This is a genomic window from Mycobacterium sp. NGS33, assembly GCF_059812885.1.
In genome coordinates, this window is record NZ_JCALDN010000016.1 from 62,056 (window position 1) to 80,306 (window position 18,251).

General features: G+C 67.4%; 18 protein-coding genes. 10 read left to right on the forward strand and 8 right to left on the reverse strand.

From position 1 onward, the window contains the following. Position 1 precedes the first annotated feature (1 nt). Positions 2 to 997, reverse strand: coding sequence for a Zn-ribbon domain-containing OB-fold protein (locus tag AC5Y5B_RS20420; protein WP_500006211.1), 996 nt, complete (start codon positions 995 to 997; stop codon positions 2 to 4). A gap of 66 nt (positions 998 to 1,063) precedes the next feature. Here AC5Y5B_RS20420 and AC5Y5B_RS20425 point away from each other — a divergent pair, with 66 nt between their 5' ends. Next, positions 1,064 to 2,095: an LLM class F420-dependent oxidoreductase gene (locus AC5Y5B_RS20425; protein WP_112632194.1), complete on the forward strand. Its 1,032-nt coding sequence runs from the start codon at positions 1,064 to 1,066 to the stop codon at positions 2,093 to 2,095. Between the two features lie 146 nt (positions 2,096 to 2,241). Here AC5Y5B_RS20425 and AC5Y5B_RS20430 read toward each other — a convergent pair whose 3' ends face one another. After that, entirely contained in the window at positions 2,242 to 2,964 is a 723-nt protein-coding gene (locus AC5Y5B_RS20430; protein WP_205869054.1) for an acetoacetate decarboxylase family protein, read from the reverse strand. Positions 2,965 to 3,006: 42 nt separating this feature from the next. On the opposite strand from AC5Y5B_RS20430, the gene AC5Y5B_RS20435 reads away from it, so the two are divergent. Continuing rightward, positions 3,007 to 4,227 carry a cytochrome P450 gene (locus AC5Y5B_RS20435; RefSeq protein WP_112632196.1) on the forward strand — a complete coding sequence of 407 codons (1,221 nt, stop codon included), beginning with the start codon at positions 3,007 to 3,009 and terminating at the stop codon, positions 4,225 to 4,227. A 77-nt stretch (positions 4,228 to 4,304) separates the two neighbouring features. On the opposite strand, the gene AC5Y5B_RS20440 is transcribed toward AC5Y5B_RS20435, so the two are convergent. Further along, positions 4,305 to 5,168: a crotonase/enoyl-CoA hydratase family protein gene (locus AC5Y5B_RS20440; protein ID WP_430918195.1), complete on the reverse strand. Its 864-nt coding sequence runs from the start codon at positions 5,166 to 5,168 to the stop codon at positions 4,305 to 4,307. Between the two features lie 34 nt (positions 5,169 to 5,202). Between AC5Y5B_RS20440 and AC5Y5B_RS20445 the strand changes: the two genes are divergently transcribed. The 4 genes from AC5Y5B_RS20445 to AC5Y5B_RS20460 are packed head-to-tail and all read left to right on the forward strand — an operon-like array spanning position 5,203 to position 10,067. Next, entirely contained in the window at positions 5,203 to 6,855 is a 1,653-nt protein-coding gene (locus tag AC5Y5B_RS20445) for an acyl-CoA synthetase (protein WP_500006212.1), read from the forward strand. Positions 6,856 to 6,885: 30 nt separating this feature from the next. Next, positions 6,886 to 7,653: a fructosamine kinase family protein gene (locus AC5Y5B_RS20450; RefSeq protein ID WP_500006213.1), complete on the forward strand. Its 768-nt coding sequence runs from the start codon at positions 6,886 to 6,888 to the stop codon at positions 7,651 to 7,653. Positions 7,654 to 7,692: 39 nt separating this feature from the next. After that, positions 7,693 to 8,520, forward strand: a complete 828-nt coding sequence (locus AC5Y5B_RS20455) for an amidohydrolase family protein (RefSeq protein ID WP_112632199.1) — start codon at positions 7,693 to 7,695, stop codon at positions 8,518 to 8,520. Next, positions 8,517 to 10,067: an acetolactate synthase large subunit gene (locus AC5Y5B_RS20460; RefSeq protein WP_500006214.1), complete on the forward strand. Its 1,551-nt coding sequence runs from the start codon at positions 8,517 to 8,519 to the stop codon at positions 10,065 to 10,067. Before AC5Y5B_RS20455 ends, AC5Y5B_RS20460 begins: the two co-directional genes overlap by 4 nt. Here the strand turns inward: AC5Y5B_RS20460 and AC5Y5B_RS20465 are convergent. From AC5Y5B_RS20465 to AC5Y5B_RS20485, 5 genes are all read right to left on the reverse strand, one after another. Beyond that, the gene (locus AC5Y5B_RS20465) at positions 10,053 to 10,766 is read right to left on the reverse strand and encodes a serine hydrolase (protein ID WP_112632201.1); all 714 of its coding nucleotides are present in this window, start codon (positions 10,764 to 10,766) and stop codon (positions 10,053 to 10,055) included. The two genes, AC5Y5B_RS20460 and AC5Y5B_RS20465, sit on opposite strands and share 15 nt — an antisense overlap. 122 nt (positions 10,767 to 10,888) lie before the next feature. Beyond that, positions 10,889 to 11,107 carry a hypothetical protein gene (locus tag AC5Y5B_RS20470; RefSeq protein WP_112632202.1) on the reverse strand — a complete coding sequence of 73 codons (219 nt, stop codon included), beginning with the start codon at positions 11,105 to 11,107 and terminating at the stop codon, positions 10,889 to 10,891. A 58-nt stretch (positions 11,108 to 11,165) separates the two neighbouring features. Next, positions 11,166 to 12,677, reverse strand: coding sequence for a long-chain-fatty-acid--CoA ligase FadD17 (fadD17, locus tag AC5Y5B_RS20475; protein ID WP_112632203.1), 1,512 nt, complete (start codon positions 12,675 to 12,677; stop codon positions 11,166 to 11,168). A gap of 5 nt (positions 12,678 to 12,682) precedes the next feature. After that, positions 12,683 to 13,810 carry an acyl-CoA dehydrogenase family protein gene (locus AC5Y5B_RS20480; protein WP_112632204.1) on the reverse strand — a complete coding sequence of 376 codons (1,128 nt, stop codon included), beginning with the start codon at positions 13,808 to 13,810 and terminating at the stop codon, positions 12,683 to 12,685. 29 nt (positions 13,811 to 13,839) lie between these two features. Continuing rightward, a complete protein-coding gene (locus tag AC5Y5B_RS20485) occupies positions 13,840 to 15,021 on the reverse strand; it encodes an acyl-CoA dehydrogenase (RefSeq protein WP_500006215.1) in 1,182 nt (393 codons plus the stop codon). Positions 15,022 to 15,233: 212 nt separating this feature from the next. Between AC5Y5B_RS20485 and AC5Y5B_RS20490 the strand changes: the two genes are divergently transcribed. The 4 genes from AC5Y5B_RS20490 to AC5Y5B_RS20505 all read left to right on the forward strand — a co-directional run bounded on the left by AC5Y5B_RS20490 (position 15,234) and on the right by AC5Y5B_RS20505 (position 18,234). Further along, entirely contained in the window at positions 15,234 to 15,425 is a 192-nt protein-coding gene (locus AC5Y5B_RS20490) for a ferredoxin (protein WP_500006216.1), read from the forward strand. 45 nt (positions 15,426 to 15,470) lie between these two features. Next, positions 15,471 to 16,385, forward strand: a complete 915-nt coding sequence (locus AC5Y5B_RS20495) for a 3-oxoacyl-ACP reductase (RefSeq protein WP_112632207.1) — start codon at positions 15,471 to 15,473, stop codon at positions 16,383 to 16,385. 234 nt (positions 16,386 to 16,619) lie between these two features. Then, the gene (locus AC5Y5B_RS20500; RefSeq protein ID WP_112632208.1) at positions 16,620 to 17,384 is read left to right on the forward strand and encodes an MlaE family ABC transporter permease; all 765 of its coding nucleotides are present in this window, start codon (positions 16,620 to 16,622) and stop codon (positions 17,382 to 17,384) included. A 7-nt stretch (positions 17,385 to 17,391) separates the two neighbouring features. Further along, entirely contained in the window at positions 17,392 to 18,234 is an 843-nt protein-coding gene (locus AC5Y5B_RS20505; protein ID WP_112632209.1) for an MlaE family ABC transporter permease, read from the forward strand. Positions 18,235 to 18,251 lie beyond the last annotated feature (17 nt).

Consider the following 18,251-nt stretch of genomic DNA (forward strand, 5'->3'; position numbering starts at 1 on the left):
TTTACAGGTGGTGCTTGTAGGTGTCGTAGTCGGCGTCGGGTTCCCCGGTCGGCCGGAAGTACTCGATGTTGTCGATGCCAAATCCCCACTCCTCACGGGGTTTCCACACCGCCTCGACGCGCATGCCCATCCGCACTTCGTGGGCGTCGATGTCGGCGACCAGATGCAGGAACGGGATGTCGGCTCCGTCGAGCAGCACGTAGGCGGCCACATAGGGCGGCTTGATGCGCTGGCCCTGGAACGGGATGTTGATGATCGCGAACGTCGTGACGGTGCCCTTGTCGGGCAGCTCGACGAACTCGGTCGTCGGTTGGCCGGTCGCCGGATCGGCGCCGTGCGGCGGGAAATAGACCTTGCCGTTCTCGCCCGTCTTCGCGCCGAGCAGTTTGCCTTGCGCGATGGCCCGCAGGTAGGCGCTCTCCTCGTGCGAGGCGCTGTGCTGGATGGTCAGCGACACCGGCGTGACGATCATGGTCACCGGGTCCTTGTCGCCGTCGGACTGCTCGGCCACCGCCTCGGCTTCCTCGCCGAGCGCGAAATAGGCGATGTCGGTGATGGCGCCCACCGGCTCGTCGACCCAGTGCGCGTGCACCCGACTGCCGGTCTTGATGGCCTTCGGCTCGCCCGCATCCACCGCGTGGATGAGCGGGGTGTCGGCGCCGTCGAGCTTGATCAGGGCCCAGGCGAACGGCCGGTCCAGCGGCTGTCCCTCGATGGGGTCGGGCTGCCAGGTCCATGAGACCACCGTGCCGACGCTGGACACCGGTACCATCTCGCCGAGCGGCTCATAGGTGACCGGGTCATATTCGGCCGGCGGCACATGCACCCGGCCATCCGATCCGCGCACGCCCAGGATGTGGCGGTCGCGCAGGGCGGTGAAGAACTTGCTCAGCGTGGGGCCGACTGAACGGGTGTAGTCGAAGGACAACGTCAGTGGCGCGGCGAGCGGTGGCTCAGGGTGATCCATCAGGGGCGGGCTACTCGAGCTGGCTGTCACGCCATCGAGTAGAACAGGTTCTAAGAACGGATTCAACATCGGGTCGGCGACGGAAGGGTGACGACGATGAAGCTGGGATTGCAGCTGGGATATTGGGGCGCTCAGCCGCCGCAGAACCACGGCGAGCTCGTCGCCGCTGCCGAGGAGGCCGGCTACGACGCGGTCTTCACCGCCGAGGCCTGGGGGTCGGACGCCTACACCCCGCTGGCCTGGCTGGGCTCGTCGACGTCGCGGGTGCGGCTGGGCACGTCGGTGGTTCAGCTGTCCGCGCGCACCCCGACGGCCTGCGCGATGGCGGCGCTGACGCTCGACCACCTGTCCGGCGGCCGGCACGTCCTCGGACTGGGTGTGTCCGGCCCGCAGGTGGTCGAGGGCTGGTACGGCCAGTCGTTCCCCAAACCGCTGGCCCGCACCCGTGAGTACATCGACATCATCCGGCAGGTGTGGGCGCGCGAAGCCCCGGTGACCAGCGCCGGGCCGCACTACCCGCTGCCGCTGACCGGTGAGCGCGCAACGGGTCTGGGCAAGCCGCTCAAGCCCATCACTCATCCGCTGCGGGCCGACATCCCGATCATGCTGGGCGCCGAGGGGCCGAAGAACGTCGCGCTGGCCGCCGAGATCTGCGACGGCTGGCTGCCGATCTTCTACACGCCGCGGATGGCCGACACCTACAACGAGTGGCTGGACGAGGGGTTCGCCCGTCCGGGCGCCCGCCGCAGCCGCGCGGACTTCGAGATCTGCGCGACGGCCAACATCGTCATCACCGAGGACCGCAGCGCCGCGTTCGCGGCCATGAAGCCCTACATCGCGCTCTACATGGGCGGCATGGGTGCCGAGGACACCAACTTCCACGCCGACGTCTACCGGCGGATGGGCTACTCCGAAGTGGTCGACGACGTGACGAAGCTGTTCCGCAGCAACCAGAAGGACAAGGCCGCGGAAATCATCCCCGACGAGGTGATCGACGACGCCGCGATCGTCGGCGACGTCGACTACGTGCGTAAGCAGATCAAGGCCTGGGAGAACGCCGGCGTCACCATGATGGTGGTGTCCGGCCGCAGTACGGAGCAGGTCCGCGAGCTGGCGACCCTGATTTGACCCCCGCCCGGGACAAACTAGAACACGTTCTAATTTTCTTGCCAGGGGCTTAGAACGCGTTCTAGATTGTCCGGATGGCACGCCTGACGACGATGCAGCGGGGGTGCCCCCAGCCGCGAAGCGGCGAGGGGGACGCGCCCGGCCGGTCAGCCGAGCGGGTGGGCGTCGCCGAAGGTCATCTCGACGTGGCCGACCGATCCGGAGGCCATCGCGCGCTTCGGCAGGCCCAGCGACGCCAGCTCCTCGGCGTAGGCGTGATCACCCAGGCGCAACGTCGCCCCGCCGGGCCGACCGCGCAGCCCGCGCACCCGCATCTCCCAGGGCACTTCCCGGGTGGTGCCCTCGGCGAAGGTGTAGGTCTTGAGCACCTGCGGGCGCGACGTGAACATCGAGGGCACCGGCAGCCCGCGGGCGAAATCGATGCCCGCGATGTGGGCGCCGTCGGCGCTGACGTCGAATCCGAACCGGCCGTGCTCACGAACGGTGAAGTCCGCCATGATCTTCGGGAATCCCCAGATCGAGCGCCCGGCTTCCAGGGTGAAGCTCTGGTCGACGGGCAGATGGTGAATGAACGCGGCCGCATCGCCCAGGGCCCGCCAGCCGCGGGCCGTCGAGCCGGGCGGGTTGACCATGACGCAGGTACCGAATTCGTGGTACTGGCCCAAATCGCCGTCGATGTAGCGCGCCAGCATCAGGTTCACCACCGCCCGACCGGGGCGGGGCTGGCAGACCTGCAGGCCGCTGTAGTCGATAAGGCGTTGCGCCGCTTGCGCATCCACCGAAAACATCGCGGTGTGCACGTCGGCTTTTCGTATCCGCACCGGCATGGTGAGGACGGTCCCCGCAACTACGTGTTGTGACTCAGGCATGCCGGTTACTGTAATCCGTTCGTCAACCTTTGGAGGCTGTAGATGACTTCGACCATCCCGGAAGCGATCTCGAATATCGACCTGGCAGACGGCAATTTCTACGCCGACCGTCACACCTCGCGCGAGGCCTACCGCTGGATGCGCGCCAACCAGCCGGTGTTTCGCGATCGCAACGGCCTGGCCGGCGCCACCACCTATCAAGCCATCCTGGACGCCGAACGCAATCCGGAGCTGTTCTCCAGCACGGGCGGCATCCGTCCCGATCAGCCCGGCATGCCGTACATGATCGACATGGACGACCCCGCGCACCTGTTGCGGCGCAAGCTGGTCAACGCCGGCTTCACCCGCAAGCGGGTGAAGGAGAAGGAGCCGTCCATCGCCAAGTTGTGCGACACGCTGATCGACGCGGTGTGTGAGCGCGGCGAGTGTGACTTCGTCCGCGACATCGCCGCCCCGCTGCCCATGGCGGTGATCGGCGACATGCTGGGCGTGCTGCCCTCCGAACGCGGCATGCTGTTGAAGTGGTCCGACGACCTGGTGTGCGGGCTGAGCTCGCACATCGACCCCGCGTCGGCCGAATTCCAAACCGTGATGGAGGCTTTCGCCGCCTACACCGCGTTCACCATGGACATCATCGCCAAGCGGCGCGCCGAGCCCACCGATGACCTGTTCTCCATCCTGGTCAACGCCGAGGTGGAGGGGCAGCGGATGTCCGACGACGAGATCGTCATGGAGACGTTGCTCATCCTCATCGGCGGCGACGAGACCACCAGACACACCTTGAGCGGGGGGACGGAACAGCTGGTGCGCCACCGCGAGCAGTGGGATGCCCTGGTGCGCGACCCGTCCTTGCTGCCCGGCGCCATCGAGGAGATGCTGCGCTGGACGTCGCCGGTGAAGAACATGTGCAGAACTTTGACAGCCGACACGGACTTTCACGGCACCGAACTCCGCGAGGGCGAGAAGATCATGCTGCTGTTCGAGTCGGGCAACTTCGACGAGTCGGTGTTCGAAGACCCGGACAACTTCGACATCCGGCGAAACCCGAACAGCCACATGGCCTTCGGGTTCGGCACGCACTTCTGCCTGGGCAACCAGCTGGCCCGGCTCGAGCTGTCGATGATGACCGAGCGGGTGCTCAAGCGGCTGCCGGATCTCAGGCTGGCCGACGACGACTCGACCCTGCCGCTGCGGCCGGCGAACTTCGTCAGTGGCCTGGAAGCGATGCCGGTGGTCTTCACCCCCAGCGCGCCACTGCTGTAACGCCTTCGGCGCGCGAGCGTAAGCGCACTGCGGAAAAACACGCGAGATTTCGCAGTGCGCTTACGCTCGCGAAGGCACTAGCGGTTTTTGAAGTTGGGCTTGCGCTTCTCGGCGAACGCGCGCGGGCCTTCCTTGGAGTCCTCGGAGAGGAACACTGGTATGCCGTTGGCGGTGTCGGGCTTGAAGGCCTCTTCCTCGTGCATGCCCTCGGTCTCGCGGATCGTCTTGAGGATCGCCTGGACGGCCAGCGGTCCGTTGTTCTCGATCACTTCGGCGATCTCGAGCGCCTTTGCCAGCGCCTGCCCGTCGGGAACGACGTGGCCGATCAGGCCCATGTCCTTGGCTTCCGCGGCGGTGATGTGCCGGCCGGTCAGCAGCAGGTCGCACGCCACGGTGTAGGGGATCTGGCGCACCAACCGCACGGCGGAGCCGCCCATCGGGTACAGGCTCCACTTGGCCTCGGAGATGCCGAACTTGGCGCTCTCACCGGCCACCCGGATGTCGGTGCCCTGCAGGATCTCGGTGCCCCCCGCGATGGCCGGGCCTTCGACGGCGGCGATGAGCGGCTTCTTGAGCCTGCGGCCCTTGAGCAGGGCGTCGATTCGCGACGGGTCGTAGCTGCCGTCCTTGAATGACTCACCCGGCGGCTTCTGGGTTGCCGCCTTGAGGTCCATGCCCGCGCAGAAGTAGCCACCGGCCCCGGTCAGGATGCAGCAGCGGATGTCGTCGTCGTTATCCACGCGGTCCCAGGCCTGGACCATGATTTCCATCATTTCCGTGCTCAAGGCGTTGCGGCGGTGCGGCCGGTTCATGGTCACAATGAGGGTGTGACCACGCTGTTCCACCAGCGCGTCCGGTCCGGTCTCCCCGTTTTCGGTGTTTGCTGGGGTTCCGGCATTCTCCACGGTCACGGCTACCGCCTTTCCCTCGACTATGGGCACGAGCTTGCCTCGAAATGTAACACGTTCTAATTTGGTGGCCGTGGCCTTGAATATTGCCGATCTCGCAGAGCACGCCATCGACGCTGTGCCCGACCGTGTCGCCCTGATCTGCGGCGACGAGAAGTTGACCTATGTCCAGTTAGAGGAGAAGGCCAACCGCCTGGCTCACTACCTGTTGGGGCAGGGGGTGAAAAAGGACGACAAGGTCGGCCTGTACTGCCGCAACCGCATCGAGATCGTCATCGCGATGCTCGGCATCGTCAAAGCCGGCGCCATCCTGGTGAACATCAACTACCGGTATGTCGAGGGCGAGCTGCGCTACCTGTTCGAGAACTCCGACATGGTCGCGCTGGTGCACGAGCGCCAGTACTCCGACCGGGTGGCCAACGTGCTGCCCGACACCCCCGACGTCAAGACGGTCCTGGTCGTCGAGGACGGCAGCGACAACGACTTCCAGCGTTACGGCGGCGTCGAGTTCTACTCGGCGATCGCGCAGAGCTCGCCCGAGCGCGACTTCGGCCCGCGCAGCGCCGACGACATCTACCTGCTGTACACGGGCGGCACGACGGGCTTTCCCAAAGGCGTGATGTGGCGCCACGAGGACATCTACCGCGTGCTGTTCGGTGGAACCGACTTCGCCACAGGCGAATTCGTCCAGGACGAGTACGACCTTGCCAGGGCCGCGGCCGCCAACCCGCCGATGGTCCGCTACCCGATCCCGCCGATGATCCACGGCGCCACCCAATCATCCACCTGGATGTCCATCTTTGCTGGCCACACCACCGTGCTCACACCGGAATTCAACGCCGACGAGGTGTGGCGCACGATTCACGAGCACAAGGTGAACCTGTTGTTCTTCACCGGGGACGCGATGGCGCGGCCGCTGCTCGACGCGCTGCTGACACACCAGGACAAGGGCAACGAATATGACCTGTCGTCGCTGTTCCTGCTCGCGTCGACCGCGGCGCTGTTCTCACCGAGCATCAAGGAGAAGTTCCTCGAGCTGCTGCCCAACCGGGTTATCACCGACTCGATTGGGTCATCGGAAACCGGATTCGGCGGCACCAGCATCGTCGCCAAGGACGCGCCGCACGCCGGCGGCCCGCGCGTGACGATCGACCACCGCACCGTCGTCCTCGACGAGCAGGGCAACGAGGTCAAGCCCGGTTCCGGTGTGCGCGGCTTCATCGCCAAGAAGGGCAACATTCCGGTCGGTTACTACAAAGACGAAAAGAAGACCGCCGAGACCTTCAAGACGTTCAACGGCGTGCGTTACGCCATCCCAGGCGACTACGCGACCGTCGAGGAGGACGGCACCGTCACGATGCTGGGCCGCGGCTCGGTGTCGATCAACAGCGGCGGCGAGAAGATTTACCCCGAGGAGGTCGAGGCCGCGCTCAAGGGCCACCCCGACGTCTTCGACGCCCTGGTGGTCGGCGTGCCCGACCCGCGCTACGGCCAGCACGTCGCCGCCGTCGTGCAGCCCCGCCCGGGCGCCCGGCCCGCGCTGTCGGAGCTGGACCGCTTCGTGCGCTCCGAGATCGCGGGATACAAGGTGCCGCGCAGCCTGTGGCTGGTCGACGAGGTCAAGCGCTCGCCCGCGGGCAAGCCCGACTACCGCTGGGCCAAGGAGCAGACCGAGGCCCGGCCGGCCGATGACGTGCACGCCGCCCACGCGACCGCGTGATGCGTTTTCAGCGCTAGGCCCGCGCGCGGTGTGACCGACTTCGTCAAACAGCGAGCGGGCGCGCCCGCCGGGTTCTTTGCGGCCGAAGCCGCAGGGCTGCAATGGCTTTCCGCCGTCGACGGCGGCGTGCCGTGCGCGCGGGTCGTCGCGGTGGACGACACCAGCCTGACCCTGCGGCGCCTTGACTCCGCGCGCCCGACGCCAGAGGCGGCGCGCACGTTCGGTAGCCGGCTGGCCGTCACGCACGACGCCGGCGCGCCGGCGTTCGGTGCCGGGCCGGACGGCTGGGACGGACCGGGTTTCTTCGGGCCGCTGTCGCAGCCCCTGCCGCTCTCGCTGCGACGGCACCGGCACTGGGGCGAGTTCTATGCCGACGAACGGCTGACCCCGATAGCCGAACTCGCCGCCCCGCGCCTGGACGCCGCCACCCTCGACGCCGTGCATTCCGTTGCGGCCCGTTGCCGCGCCGGCGATTTCGACGACGACGACCGGCCGGCACGGCTGCATGGCGATCTGTGGAGCGGGAACGTGATGTGGACGCCCGACGGTGTGGTGCTCATCGACCCGGCCGCGCACGCCGGTCACCGCGAGACCGACCTGGCGATGCTCGCGCTGTTCGGCTGCCCGCACTACGACGCGGTCATCGACGGCTACCAACAAGTGCGAGCGGTGCGGCCCGGCTGGCGCGACCGCACCGGCCTGCATCAGCTCTTCGGGCTGCTGGCGCACGTGGTGCTGTTCGGTGGCGGGTACGCGCAGCAGACCCACGCCTGCGCCCGCGCAGCGCTGACCATCTGAGCTCGGAGGGCGGCGGGCCCCGGTCTAGAGTCGAATCGCATGACGATCGATGTCTGGATGCAGCATCCGACTGCGCGGTTTTTGCGCAGTGACATGCTGGCGTCGCTGCGGCGGTGGACGGGCGGGTCGATCCCCGACACCGAGATCCCGATCGACGCGACCCTGGCGTCGATGGACACCGCCGGCGTCGACTTGGGTGTGCTCAGCGCCTGGCGTGGGCCCGGCGGAGCCGACCTGGTCTCCAATGACGAGGTGGCGCAATGGGTTGCCGCGCACCCGAACCGGCTGCTCGGCCTGGCCGCCGTCGACCTGGACCGCCCGATGGAAGCCGTCCGGGAGCTGCGCCGCCGGATAGCCGACGGAGGATTCGTCGGACTGCGGGTGGTGCCCTGGTTGTGGGACGCCCCGCCCACCGATCGTCGTTACTATCCGCTGTTCGCCCAGTGCGTGGAATCCGGGGTGCCGTTCTGCACCCAGGTCGGTCACACCGGCCCCTTGCGCCCGTCGGAGACCGGCCGCCCGATCCCCTACATCGACCAGGTGGCGCTCGATTTCCCGGAGCTGGTGATCGTTTGTGGCCATGTCGGCTACCCGTGGACCGAGGAGATGGTCGCGGTCGCCCGCAAGCATGAAAACGTTTACATCGACACCTCGGCGTACACCATCAAGCGGTTGCCGGACGAACTCGTCAGATTCATGAGGACCGGTACCGGGCAACGAAAAGTGTTGTTCGGCACCAATTATCCGATGGTCACCCACGAACACGCGCTGGCCGGACTGGATGACCTCGGGCTGTCCGACGAGGCCCGCCGAGATTTCCTGCGCGGCAACGCCGAACGAGTTTTCCGACTGGAGGCAGTTAAGTGAACGGTGCCCAGGCCCTGATCAACACCCTGGTGGACGGCGGCGTCGACGTGTGTTTCGCCAACCCGGGCACGTCGGAGATGCACTTCGTCGCGGCGCTGGACGCCGTGCCGCGCATGCGCGGCGTGCTGGCGCTGTTCGAGGGGGTGGCCACCGGGGCGGCCGACGGTTACGCGCGCATCGCCGATCGACCGGCCGCGGTGCTGCTGCACTTGGGTCCCGGGCTTGGCAACGGCCTGGCCAACCTGCACAACGCGCGCCGCGCGCGGGTGCCGATGGTGGTGGTCGTCGGCGACCACGCCACCTATCACAAAAAGTACGACGCCCCACTGGAATCCGACATCGACGCGCTGGCCGGCAGCGTCTCGGGCTGGGTGCGCCGCACCGGTGACGCCTCTGCGGTCTCGGCCGATGCCGTCGAAGGCATCGCGGCCAGCCGGTGGGGTTCGCAGATTTCGACGCTGATCCTGCCCGCCGACGTGTCCTGGTCCGACGGCGCCCAGCTGTTCTCCAACCTGGATGCCCAGCCGACGGGCGCCGATCCCCTGCTGGCCCCCGAGGTGCTCGAGGTGCTCGGCTCCGGCGAGCCGACGGTGATCATGGTGGGCGGCGACGCCACCCGCCGTGCCGGGCTGGCGGCGGCCACCCGCATTGCGGCGGCGACGGGAGCGCGCGTGTTGTGCGAAACCTTCCCCACCCGTCTCGAGCGGGGGGCCGGCGTCCCCGCGGTCGACCGGCTAGCCTATTTCGCCGAGGCGGCCGCGGCCCAGTTGGACGGCGCCAAGCATCTGGTGCTGGCCGGCGCCAAGTCGCCGGTGTCGTTCTTCGCCTACCCCGGCATGCCCAGCGACCTGGTACCGGCCGGCTGCGAGGTGCTCGTGCTCGCCGAATACAGCGGCGCCGCAGACGCTTTGATCGCTTTGGCCGACCAGATCGCCCCCGGCACCGAAGCGCCGGTGGCGCCCGCATCGCGTCCCCCGCTACCCACGGGCGCGCTGACCTCCGCGTCGGCCGCCGACGTGATCGGGGCGCTGCTGCCCGACGCGGCGATCGTGGTCGACGAGTCGAACACCTCGGGCGTGCTGCTCGCGGGGGCCACCGCCGGGGCGCCGGCACACGACTGGCTGACCCTGACCGGCGGCGCGATCGGCTACGGCATCCCGGCGGCGGTGGGCGCCGCGGTGGCCGCCCCCCATCGTCCGGTGCTGTGTCTGGAATCCGATGGCTCGGCCATGTATACGATTTCGGGATTGTGGACCCAGGCCCGCGAGAACCTCAACGTGACCACCGTGCTGTACAACAACAGCGCCTACGACATCCTGCGGATCGAGCTGCAACGCGTCGGCGCCGGGTCGGCACCCGGGCCCGAGGCGCTCTCACTTCTCGACTTATCCGACCCCGCAATGGATTTCGTGAAGATCAGCGAGGGCATGGGAGTGCCCGCCCGGCGCGTCACCACGGCCGAGAAATTTACAGATGCGCTGCGGGCCGCCTTCGCCGAACCCGGGCCGCATCTGATCGACGCCGTGGTGCCGTCAATAACGGGCTAGCGTCGGCAGCCGGCTCAGCAGCCAGTCCGTCATCGTATTGACCACGTCGACGCCCGTCTCGAACGCGCCGTCGTCCGCGTCGGCCGCCAGGGCCACGCCCCAGTGACCGGACGGGGTGGGGACGATGCCGAATTGCCGGACCAGGTACTCGCCGTGCATCCCCGGCCCCCAACCACCCTTCGCGGCAATGCCTTTGGCGGCCAGACCCCACTGGTCGCCGGTGACGAGGCGCTGCATCAGGTCGATCACTTCGACGGCGTCGGGAATGGTCGACAGCTCCGCGGCGAACCGCGCTTGACGCTGCAGGCTCCACTGGGTTTGGCCGAACGCGGTGAAACCGCGGCGAAGCCGACGCGATTCGACCACGGTCGCGGTGTCACCGCCTTCGGCCACGACGGACTGGACCCGTCGCGCCGCAACCGCCGGCTCACCCAATTGCGACCACAACTGTTCAGAGGCGCGATTGTCGGATTCGGTGATGGCTTTGACGACCAAATCGCGCGCGCCCAGCCAATCGCTGCGCAGCGCCGCTATCGCCAACGGCACCTTGATGGTCGACCATGCCACGCCCGACCACCAGCTGCCCAGCGAAAAGGTTCTGTCCGGCCGGGCGATCGCGACGCCGACGTTCGCCGGCACCGCGGCCGAGAGCTGTTCGAAGCTGGCTTCCAGCGCGAGCTCGAGCGGCCGTGCCGTCACGCGCTGGCTCCGACATCGGCGTGCGGCACCACGACGCCGAGGCGGGGGAGCGGCGCGTCAACCATCGCGTCTCCTTGTCGTTGCGGCATGTACGTGGCGGCGCCGGGTGCCGGGCGGAACCGTCAGCCCGGCGGCGGCAGCGGGGGCCCTTCCTCCTGCGGGGGAGGGGCTTCCCACGGCCCGGGGTCCGGCGTCGGCGGCGACCACACCAGCGGCGGTGGGGGAGGCAGGGGAGGCGGCGGAGGTGGATCCGCCGTGGCGAAACCGGCGCTCAGCCCGAGCGCGGCGCCAGCCAGCGACCCGACCAGGATCGAGCCGGCGATCGTTTCACGGATTTTCATCAAGCGCTGAGTTTACTGCGTGGACGGCGCATCCGGCGGTAACGCCCGTCCCGGGTCCCTAGCGCTGGATCTTCCACACCGGATCGTCGCAATCGACGCCCTGAGCGGCCAGTTGGCGCTTCAACACTTTGAACGTCACCGTCCGCGGGAGTTCGGCGCTGATCCGCACGTACGACGGCCATTGTTTGGGTCCCAAATCCGGCTGCCCGGCCAGAAACGCGCGGAACTTTTCGTCGTCGAACTCGGCGCCCGGGGCCATCACCAACGCGGCCATCACCTGGTCGCCGACCCTCGGGTCCGGAACCGGGTACACCGCGACCTCGGCGACGTCGGGGTGGCGCAGCAATACCCGCTCGATCGGCGCGGCGCCGAGGTTTTCCCCGTCGACTCGCATCCAATCGCCCAGCCGCCCAGCGAAATACGCGAAGCCGGCGTCGTCGCGGTAGGCCAGATCACCGCTGTGGTACACGCCGCCGGCCATCCGTTCGGCCTCGGCCGCCTCGTCGTTGTAGTAACCCTCGAAACGCCCCGGCCCCGCGGTGTTGACCAGTTCGCCGACCACGCCAGGCGGGCAGGATGCCCCGGTGTCGGGATCAATGATGTCGATACCCGGCGGAAGCGGGCCCAGCGAACCCGGGGGTGTGTCGGGCGTGCGTGCGATGGCCACGCCGCCCTCGGTGGAACCGAACCCGTCCTGCACGACGCACCCGAACCTGCGGCCGAAGCGCTCGATGTCGTCGGGCACGCCCTCGTTGCCGTACACCGCGCGCAGCGGGTTGTCGGCATCGTCGGGCTGCTCGGGCGTGGCGAGCACATACGACAGGGGCTTGCCCACGTAATTGGCGTAGGTGGCACCGTAGCGACGGACATCGACGATGAAGTTCGAGGCGGAGAACTTGCGCCGCAACGCCATCGAGCCCTCGCAGGCCGCCGCCACCGCCCAGCCGACCAACACCGCATTGGAATGAAACAGCGGCATCGACACGTAGCAGACGTCGTCGCGGCCCAGGCCGAAGCGCGCCGACATCGTCACGCCCGCGATCGCGACCTTGCCGTGGCTGCACTTGACCGCCTTGGGCTCGCCGCTGGTGCCCGACGTGAAGATCAACATGAACAGATCCGTCGGTGACGCGTCCTGAAAGGAGATCGGGGTGGCGCGGTGCGCGGCGACCTCGTCGGTCCACTCGGAGGAGTCGGCGTTCAGGTGCTCGATATCGCCCAGCGTCTCAGACGATTTCGAATCCGCCAGCACCAATTGACAGTCGGCCCGGGCGATGTCGCGCCGCAGCGCCTCGCCGCGACGCACCGGGTTGAGTCCCACCGGCACGATGCCCGACATGCCCGCCGCCACCAGCATCGCCGAGAAGAACGGGGTGTTCTCCAGCAGCACGCCGACGTGCGGCGGCCGGGCGGGGTCGAGCCGAGCCCGCAACGCCGCGGCGATCGCGGCACCCTGCTGCAGGTGGTCGCGCCAGCTGGTGAACGAGTCCTCGAAGTAGATACCCCGATCGTCGATCTCGGTGAGCGGCGCCAGCAGCTTGGTGACGGTCAGGTCGTCGGTGAGTTCCATCGCGCCTAAGCGGACGTCTCCGCCAGCTCCCGGCCGATCCGCCGCAGCTGACCGGTCGCACCGCCCAGGGCGAACTCAATCTCCTTGGCGGCCAGGAAATAACGGTGAGCGGGGTGATCGGTGTCGACGCCCACGCCGCCGTGCACGTGCACGATGGTGTGCGCCACCCGGTGACCGGCATCCGCCGCCCAGAACGCCGCACTGGCGACGTCGATTTCGGCCGGAATGTCCTCCGAGACCCGCCAGGCCGCCTGGGTGAGGGTGAGCCGCAGCCCCTTGACGTCGATGTAGCCGTCGGCCAGCCGCTGCGACACCGCCTGGAAGCTGCCGATCGGGCGGTCGAACTGCTCACGCTCACGCGCGTATTCGGCCGTCATCTGCAGGCCCCGCTCGAGAACCCCGAGCTGGAAAGCGCTGCGGCCCAACGTGCCCAGTGTGCCGAGCCACGTGACGACCTCGGCGCCGCCGACCTTGCGACCCTCGTCCACCTCGGTCCCGTCCAGAGCTAGGTGCCCGACGCTACCCAGGCCGGTGGTTTTCAGCGCGGTCACGGTGACGCCCGGGTCCTCGGCGGTGACCAGGAAAACGGCCGTGCCGGAGTCCGTTTCGGCCGGGACCAGGAACGCGTCGGCCACCGGGCCGAAGCCGACCTGGGTGCGGGTTCCGGTCAGCCGGTAACCGGCGCCGGCGCCGGCGCCGGCCGCCCGCACCGGCCCCTCGCCCATCTCACCGTCGAGGGCCACGCCGAGCGTCTTCTCGCCGTTGACCGCAGGCACGCCCCAATTTTGTTGCAGCTCTTCGGAACCGAACCGGGCCAGCGCCCCGGCGCCCAGCACCACGGATTCCAGGTACGGCACGGCGGCCAGCTGGTGCCCCAGCGCAACCAGGATCGCGATCTGCTCGAGCGCGCCGAAGCCGTCACCCCCGAGCGAGGTGGCCGACGCGCTGGACAGGATGCCGGCGTCGATCAGCTTGCCCCACAGGGCGCGGTCGAAGCGTCCCCCGCAAGCGGGAGGTGCCCCCGGATCTCGCCGGTCGAGCTCACGCTGGTGTTCGGGTGTGCATACCGAGTCCACGATGGTGTCGACCAGGTTGCCGAGGTCGTTCGCCGCTTCGGTGGTGGTGAAATCCATGAACGTCCGTCCTTCTATTCCGTAGCGGCTCAGCGGTTCCGGGGCAGGCCGAGGGCGACCATGCCGATGATGTCGCGCTGCACTTCGTTGGTGCCGCCGCCGAACGTCAGGATCAGGCACGCCCGGTGCATCCGTTCGACCCGGCCGCGCAGCAACGCGCCCGGCGAATTCTGGCGCACCGTCGCGGCGGTACCCAGGACCTCCATCAGCAGCCGGTAGGCCTCGGTGGCCAGCTCGGTGCCGTACACCTTGGCCGCCGACGCGTCCGCCGGGTTCAGGGTTTCGCTCGACGCTGACGCCAGTTCCCAGTTGATCAGCTTGAGCACCTCGGCCTTGGCATGCACGCGGGCCAGGTTGATCTGCACCCATTCCGAGTCGATCAGCCGGGCGCCGCCGGCGTCCTTGGTGTTCTGCGCCCATTCGCGAACCTCGCGCAGGGCCAGGAAGATCGGTTGCGGCGAGACCAGCGCGACCCGCTCGTGGTTGAGCTGATTGGTCACCAGCTTCCAGCCGCCGTTCTCCTCGCCGACCAGGTTGGTCACCGGGACGCGCACATCGGAGTAGTAGGTGGCGCTGGTGTCCACGCCGGCCATGGTGTGCACGGGAGTCCAGGAGAAGCCCTCGGCGGTCGTCGGCACGGTCAGCATCGAGATGCCGCGGTGCTTTTTGGTCTCGGGGTTGGTGCGCACCGCCAGCCACACCCAGTCCGCGTAGGCGATCAGGCTGGTCCACATCTTCTGGCCGTTGATGACGTAGTCGTCGCCGTCGCGCACCGCCGTGGTGCGCAGGTTCGCCAGGTCGGTGCCGGCGCCGGGCTCGGAGTAGCCGATGGAGAAGTGCAGTTCGCCGGCCGCGATCTTGGGCAGGAAGAACTTCTTCTGCTCCTCGGTGCCGAACGCCATGATCGTGGGCGCCACGCTGTTAATCGTCAGGAACGGCACCGGCACGCCGGCGATGGCGGCCTCGTCAGTGAAGATCAGCGAGTCCATCGGGGAGCGGTCCTGACCGCCGTACTCCTTGGGCCAGTTCAGGGTGAGCCACCCGTCCTTGCCCATCTGCGCGACGGTGTCGCGATACGCGGTGCCGGTGCCGACCTCGCCGCCGCCCGACGAGGTCAGCGCCTCCCGGCGGTCGGGGGTCATCAGGTCGGTGAAGTAGGACCGCAGCTCGCGACGCAGCTCCTCTTGTTCCGGGGTGTAACTGATGCGCATTTCGGCCGTCCTTGAGGTTTACGACGTTCGGAGTAACAAGCCTTGTCACAGGCTGCAGCTCGACCAACGGCTACCCGTTCGCCTCCCCGGTTGTAACACGTTCTAGTCTGGGAATCCAGCGACCGTTTCGCCGAAGCTGTCGGGGCCCTATGGTGGACCTACATACTGATGAGACGAGTCCTTCGGTGAAGGCCTGGTTCTAGGAGGGTGCAGTGCGGGTGATCGTGGACCGTGACCGATGCGAAGGTAACGCGGTGTGCTTGGGAATTGCCCCGGATATCTTCGACCTGGACGACGAGGATTACGCCGTCGTGAAGCTCGACCCGATTCCCGCGGATCAGGAAAAGCTGGCCGAGCAGGCGATCGCCGAATGCCCGCGCGCGGCACTTCAGCGCGCCGACTAATCTCCAGCCCAGAGCGCGCATTCCGAAACTAGAGGTATTCATAAATTGACTAGCAGCACGAACGCGACCGATCTCTCCGGAAAGGTCGCGGTGGTGACCGGTGCGGCCGCGGGCCTGGGGCGCGCCGAGGCGCTCGGCCTGGCCCGCCAAGGCGCGACCGTAGTCGTCAACGACATCGCCGCGGCGTTAGATGCCTCCGACGTTATCGACGAGATCAACTCGGCCGGGTCGAAGGCGGTCGCCGTGGCCGGTGACATTAGCGAACGCGCGACCGCCGACGAACTGGTTGCTCAGGCCGATTCGCTGGGCGGCCTCGACATCGTGGTGAACAACGCCGGGATCACCCGCGACCGGATGCTGTTCAACATGTCCGACGAGGAGTGGGATCTCGTCATCGCGGTGCACCTGCGCGGTCACTTCCTGCTGACCCGCAACGCGGCGACCTACTGGCGCTCCAAGGCCAAGGAAGCGGGCGGCCAGGTCTTCGGCCGGATCGTCAACACCGCGTCGGAGGCCGGGCTGGTCGGTCCGGTCGGGCAGGCGAACTACGGCGCCGCCAAGGCCGGCATCATCTCGCTCACCCTGACGGCCGCGCGGGCGCTGGGCCGCTACGGGGTGTGCGCGAACGCGATCTGCCCCCGCGCCCGCACCGCGATGACGGCCGACGTCTTCGGCGACGCACCCGAGGTGGAAGCGGGCGGCATCGACCCCTTGTCGCCGGAGCATGTGGTCAATCTCGTGAAGTTCCTTTCGTCCCCGGCGGCCGCCGAGGTGAACGGTCAGGTGTTCATCGTCTACGGTCCACAGGTGACGTTGGTCGCCGCGCCGACCGTGGAGCGGAAATTCAGCGCCGACGGCGCCGCGTGGGACCCCGTGCAGCTGAGTTCGACGCTGCAGGATTACTTTGCTGGCCGTGATCCTGAGCACAATTTTTCCGCCAGTGCGCTGATGGGACAATAGCCGCCGGCGGGTGGTCGATTACGGGGAATCACCAGGTAGAACGTGTTTCAGTTTGACATGCGACAAGTGCTTATGACCAGCCGAATTAACGGTTCGGACAAAGAAGCACTGTTCATTGACACGGTGAACGCGTTCTGAGTTAATATGTTCCGGCTCACACCGAGCCCCGTGCGACCGTAGAGCGGCAAAGGCCACACATAGACTTCGCCGAGGCTAAACCGAGGGGGAACCGCGTTGAGGGAACAACTCGCGGTCCCCGCCCGCGCCGTCGGCGGATTCTTCGAAATGATGATGGATACGGGCCGCGAGACTTTTCGCCGGCCATTCCAATTGGGCGAGTTCTTGGAACAGACGTGGATGATCGCTCGGGTGTCGCTGGTGCCCACGCTGCTGGTGTCCATCCCGTTCACCGTGCTGGTGGCGTTCACGCTGAATATCCTGCTGCGCGAAATCGGAGCAGCCGACTTGTCTGGCGCCGGAACGGCCTTCGGCACCATCACCCAGCTCGGGCCGGTGGTGACGGTGCTCGTGGTGGCGGGTGCCGGTGCCACCGCGATCTGCGCCGATCTTGGTGCCCGCACGATCCGCGAAGAGATCGACGCGATGCGGGTGCTCGGCATCGACCCGATCCAGCGGCTCGTCGTTCCCCGGGTGCTGGCGTCCACCGTGGTTGCGCTGCTGCTCAACGGCCTAGTGTGCGCGATCGGCCTCGCCGGTGGCTACGTGTTCTCCGTCTTCCTGCAGGGCGTCAACCCCGGTGCGTTCATCAACGGGTTGACGGTGTTGACCGGGCTGCGCGAGCTGGTTCTCGCCGAGGTCAAGGCGTTGCTTTTCGGCGTGATGGCCGGGCTGGTCGGTTGTTACCGCGGCTTGACGGTCAAGGGCGGACCCAAGGGCGTGGGTAATGCCGTGAACGAGACAGTCGTGTACGCGTTCATCTGTCTGTTCGTCATCAACGTGGTGATGACCGCCATCGGCGTGCGAATCTCGGCGAAGTGAGTACTCGATGAGCTACGACGTTGGCTTTCGGCTGCGCAATCTCGCCTCCCGGTTGCAGGAGCCGGTCGACGACTTCGGTGAGCAGGCCTTGTTCTACGGCCGAACGGTGCGTCAAGTCCCCCACGCGATCACCAGATACCGCAAAGAGACAGTCCGGCTGATCGCCGAAATGACGATGGGCGCCGGGGCGCTGGTCATGATCGGCGGCACGGTGGGCGTTGCAGCATTCCTGACGCTGGCCTCCGGCGGGGTCATCGCGGTGCAGGGTTATTCCTCCCTGGGTAACATCGGTATCGAGGCGCTGACCGGCTTCCTGTCGGCGTTCCTCAATGTTCGCGTAGTTGCGCCGGTGATCGCCGGTATCGCGCTGGCGGCCACCATCGGCGCCGGTGCCACGGCGCAGCTGGGCGCCATGCGGGTGTCGGAGGAGATCGATGCCGTCGAGTGTATGGCGGTGGAGTCGGTGTCCTACCTGGTTTCCACCCGGTTGATCGCCGGGCTCATCGCGATCATTCCGCTGTATTCACTGTCGGTACTCGCCGCGTTCTTTGCCGCCCGCTTCACCACGGTGTACATCAACGGACAGTCCAAAGGTCTATACGACCACTACTTCAATACGTTCCTGATCCCCTCGGACCTGTTGTGGTCGTTCCTGCAGGCCATAGTGATGGCCATCGCGGTGATGTTGGTCCATACCTATTACGGCTACAACGCGCACGGCGGTCCGGTCGGCGTCGGTATCGCGGTCGGTCAGGCTGTGCGGACGTCACTGATCGTGGTCGTCGTAATCACACTGTGCATCTCACTCGCCGTTTACGGCGCGTCCGGTAATTTCAACCTCTCCGGATAACAGGACCGCTTAAAAGG

What these genes read in the sequence shown, in the direction of transcription:
- AC5Y5B_RS20435 (WP_112632196.1), top strand. Translation starts at nt 3,007, where the DNA reads ATGACTTCGACCATCCCGGAAGCGATCTCGAATATCGACCTGGCAGAC.
- AC5Y5B_RS20505 (WP_112632209.1), top strand. Translation starts at nt 17,392, where the DNA reads ATGAGCTACGACGTTGGCTTTCGGCTGCGCAATCTCGCCTCCCGGTTG.
- AC5Y5B_RS20485 (WP_500006215.1), bottom strand. Translation starts at nt 15,021, where the DNA reads ATGCGCATCAGTTACACCCCGGAACAAGAGGAGCTGCGTCGCGAGCTG.
- AC5Y5B_RS20480 (WP_112632204.1), bottom strand. Translation starts at nt 13,810, where the DNA reads ATGGATTTCACCACCACCGAAGCGGCGAACGACCTCGGCAACCTGGTC.
- AC5Y5B_RS20470 (WP_112632202.1), bottom strand. Translation starts at nt 11,107, where the DNA reads ATGAAAATCCGTGAAACGATCGCCGGCTCGATCCTGGTCGGGTCGCTG.
- AC5Y5B_RS20430 (WP_205869054.1), bottom strand. Translation starts at nt 2,964, where the DNA reads ATGCCTGAGTCACAACACGTAGTTGCGGGGACCGTCCTCACCATGCCG.
- fadD17 (WP_112632203.1), bottom strand. Translation starts at nt 12,677, where the DNA reads ATGGAACTCACCGACGACCTGACCGTCACCAAGCTGCTGGCGCCGCTC.
- AC5Y5B_RS20455 (WP_112632199.1), top strand. Translation starts at nt 7,693, where the DNA reads ATGACGATCGATGTCTGGATGCAGCATCCGACTGCGCGGTTTTTGCGC.
- AC5Y5B_RS20425 (WP_112632194.1), top strand. Translation starts at nt 1,064, where the DNA reads ATGAAGCTGGGATTGCAGCTGGGATATTGGGGCGCTCAGCCGCCGCAG.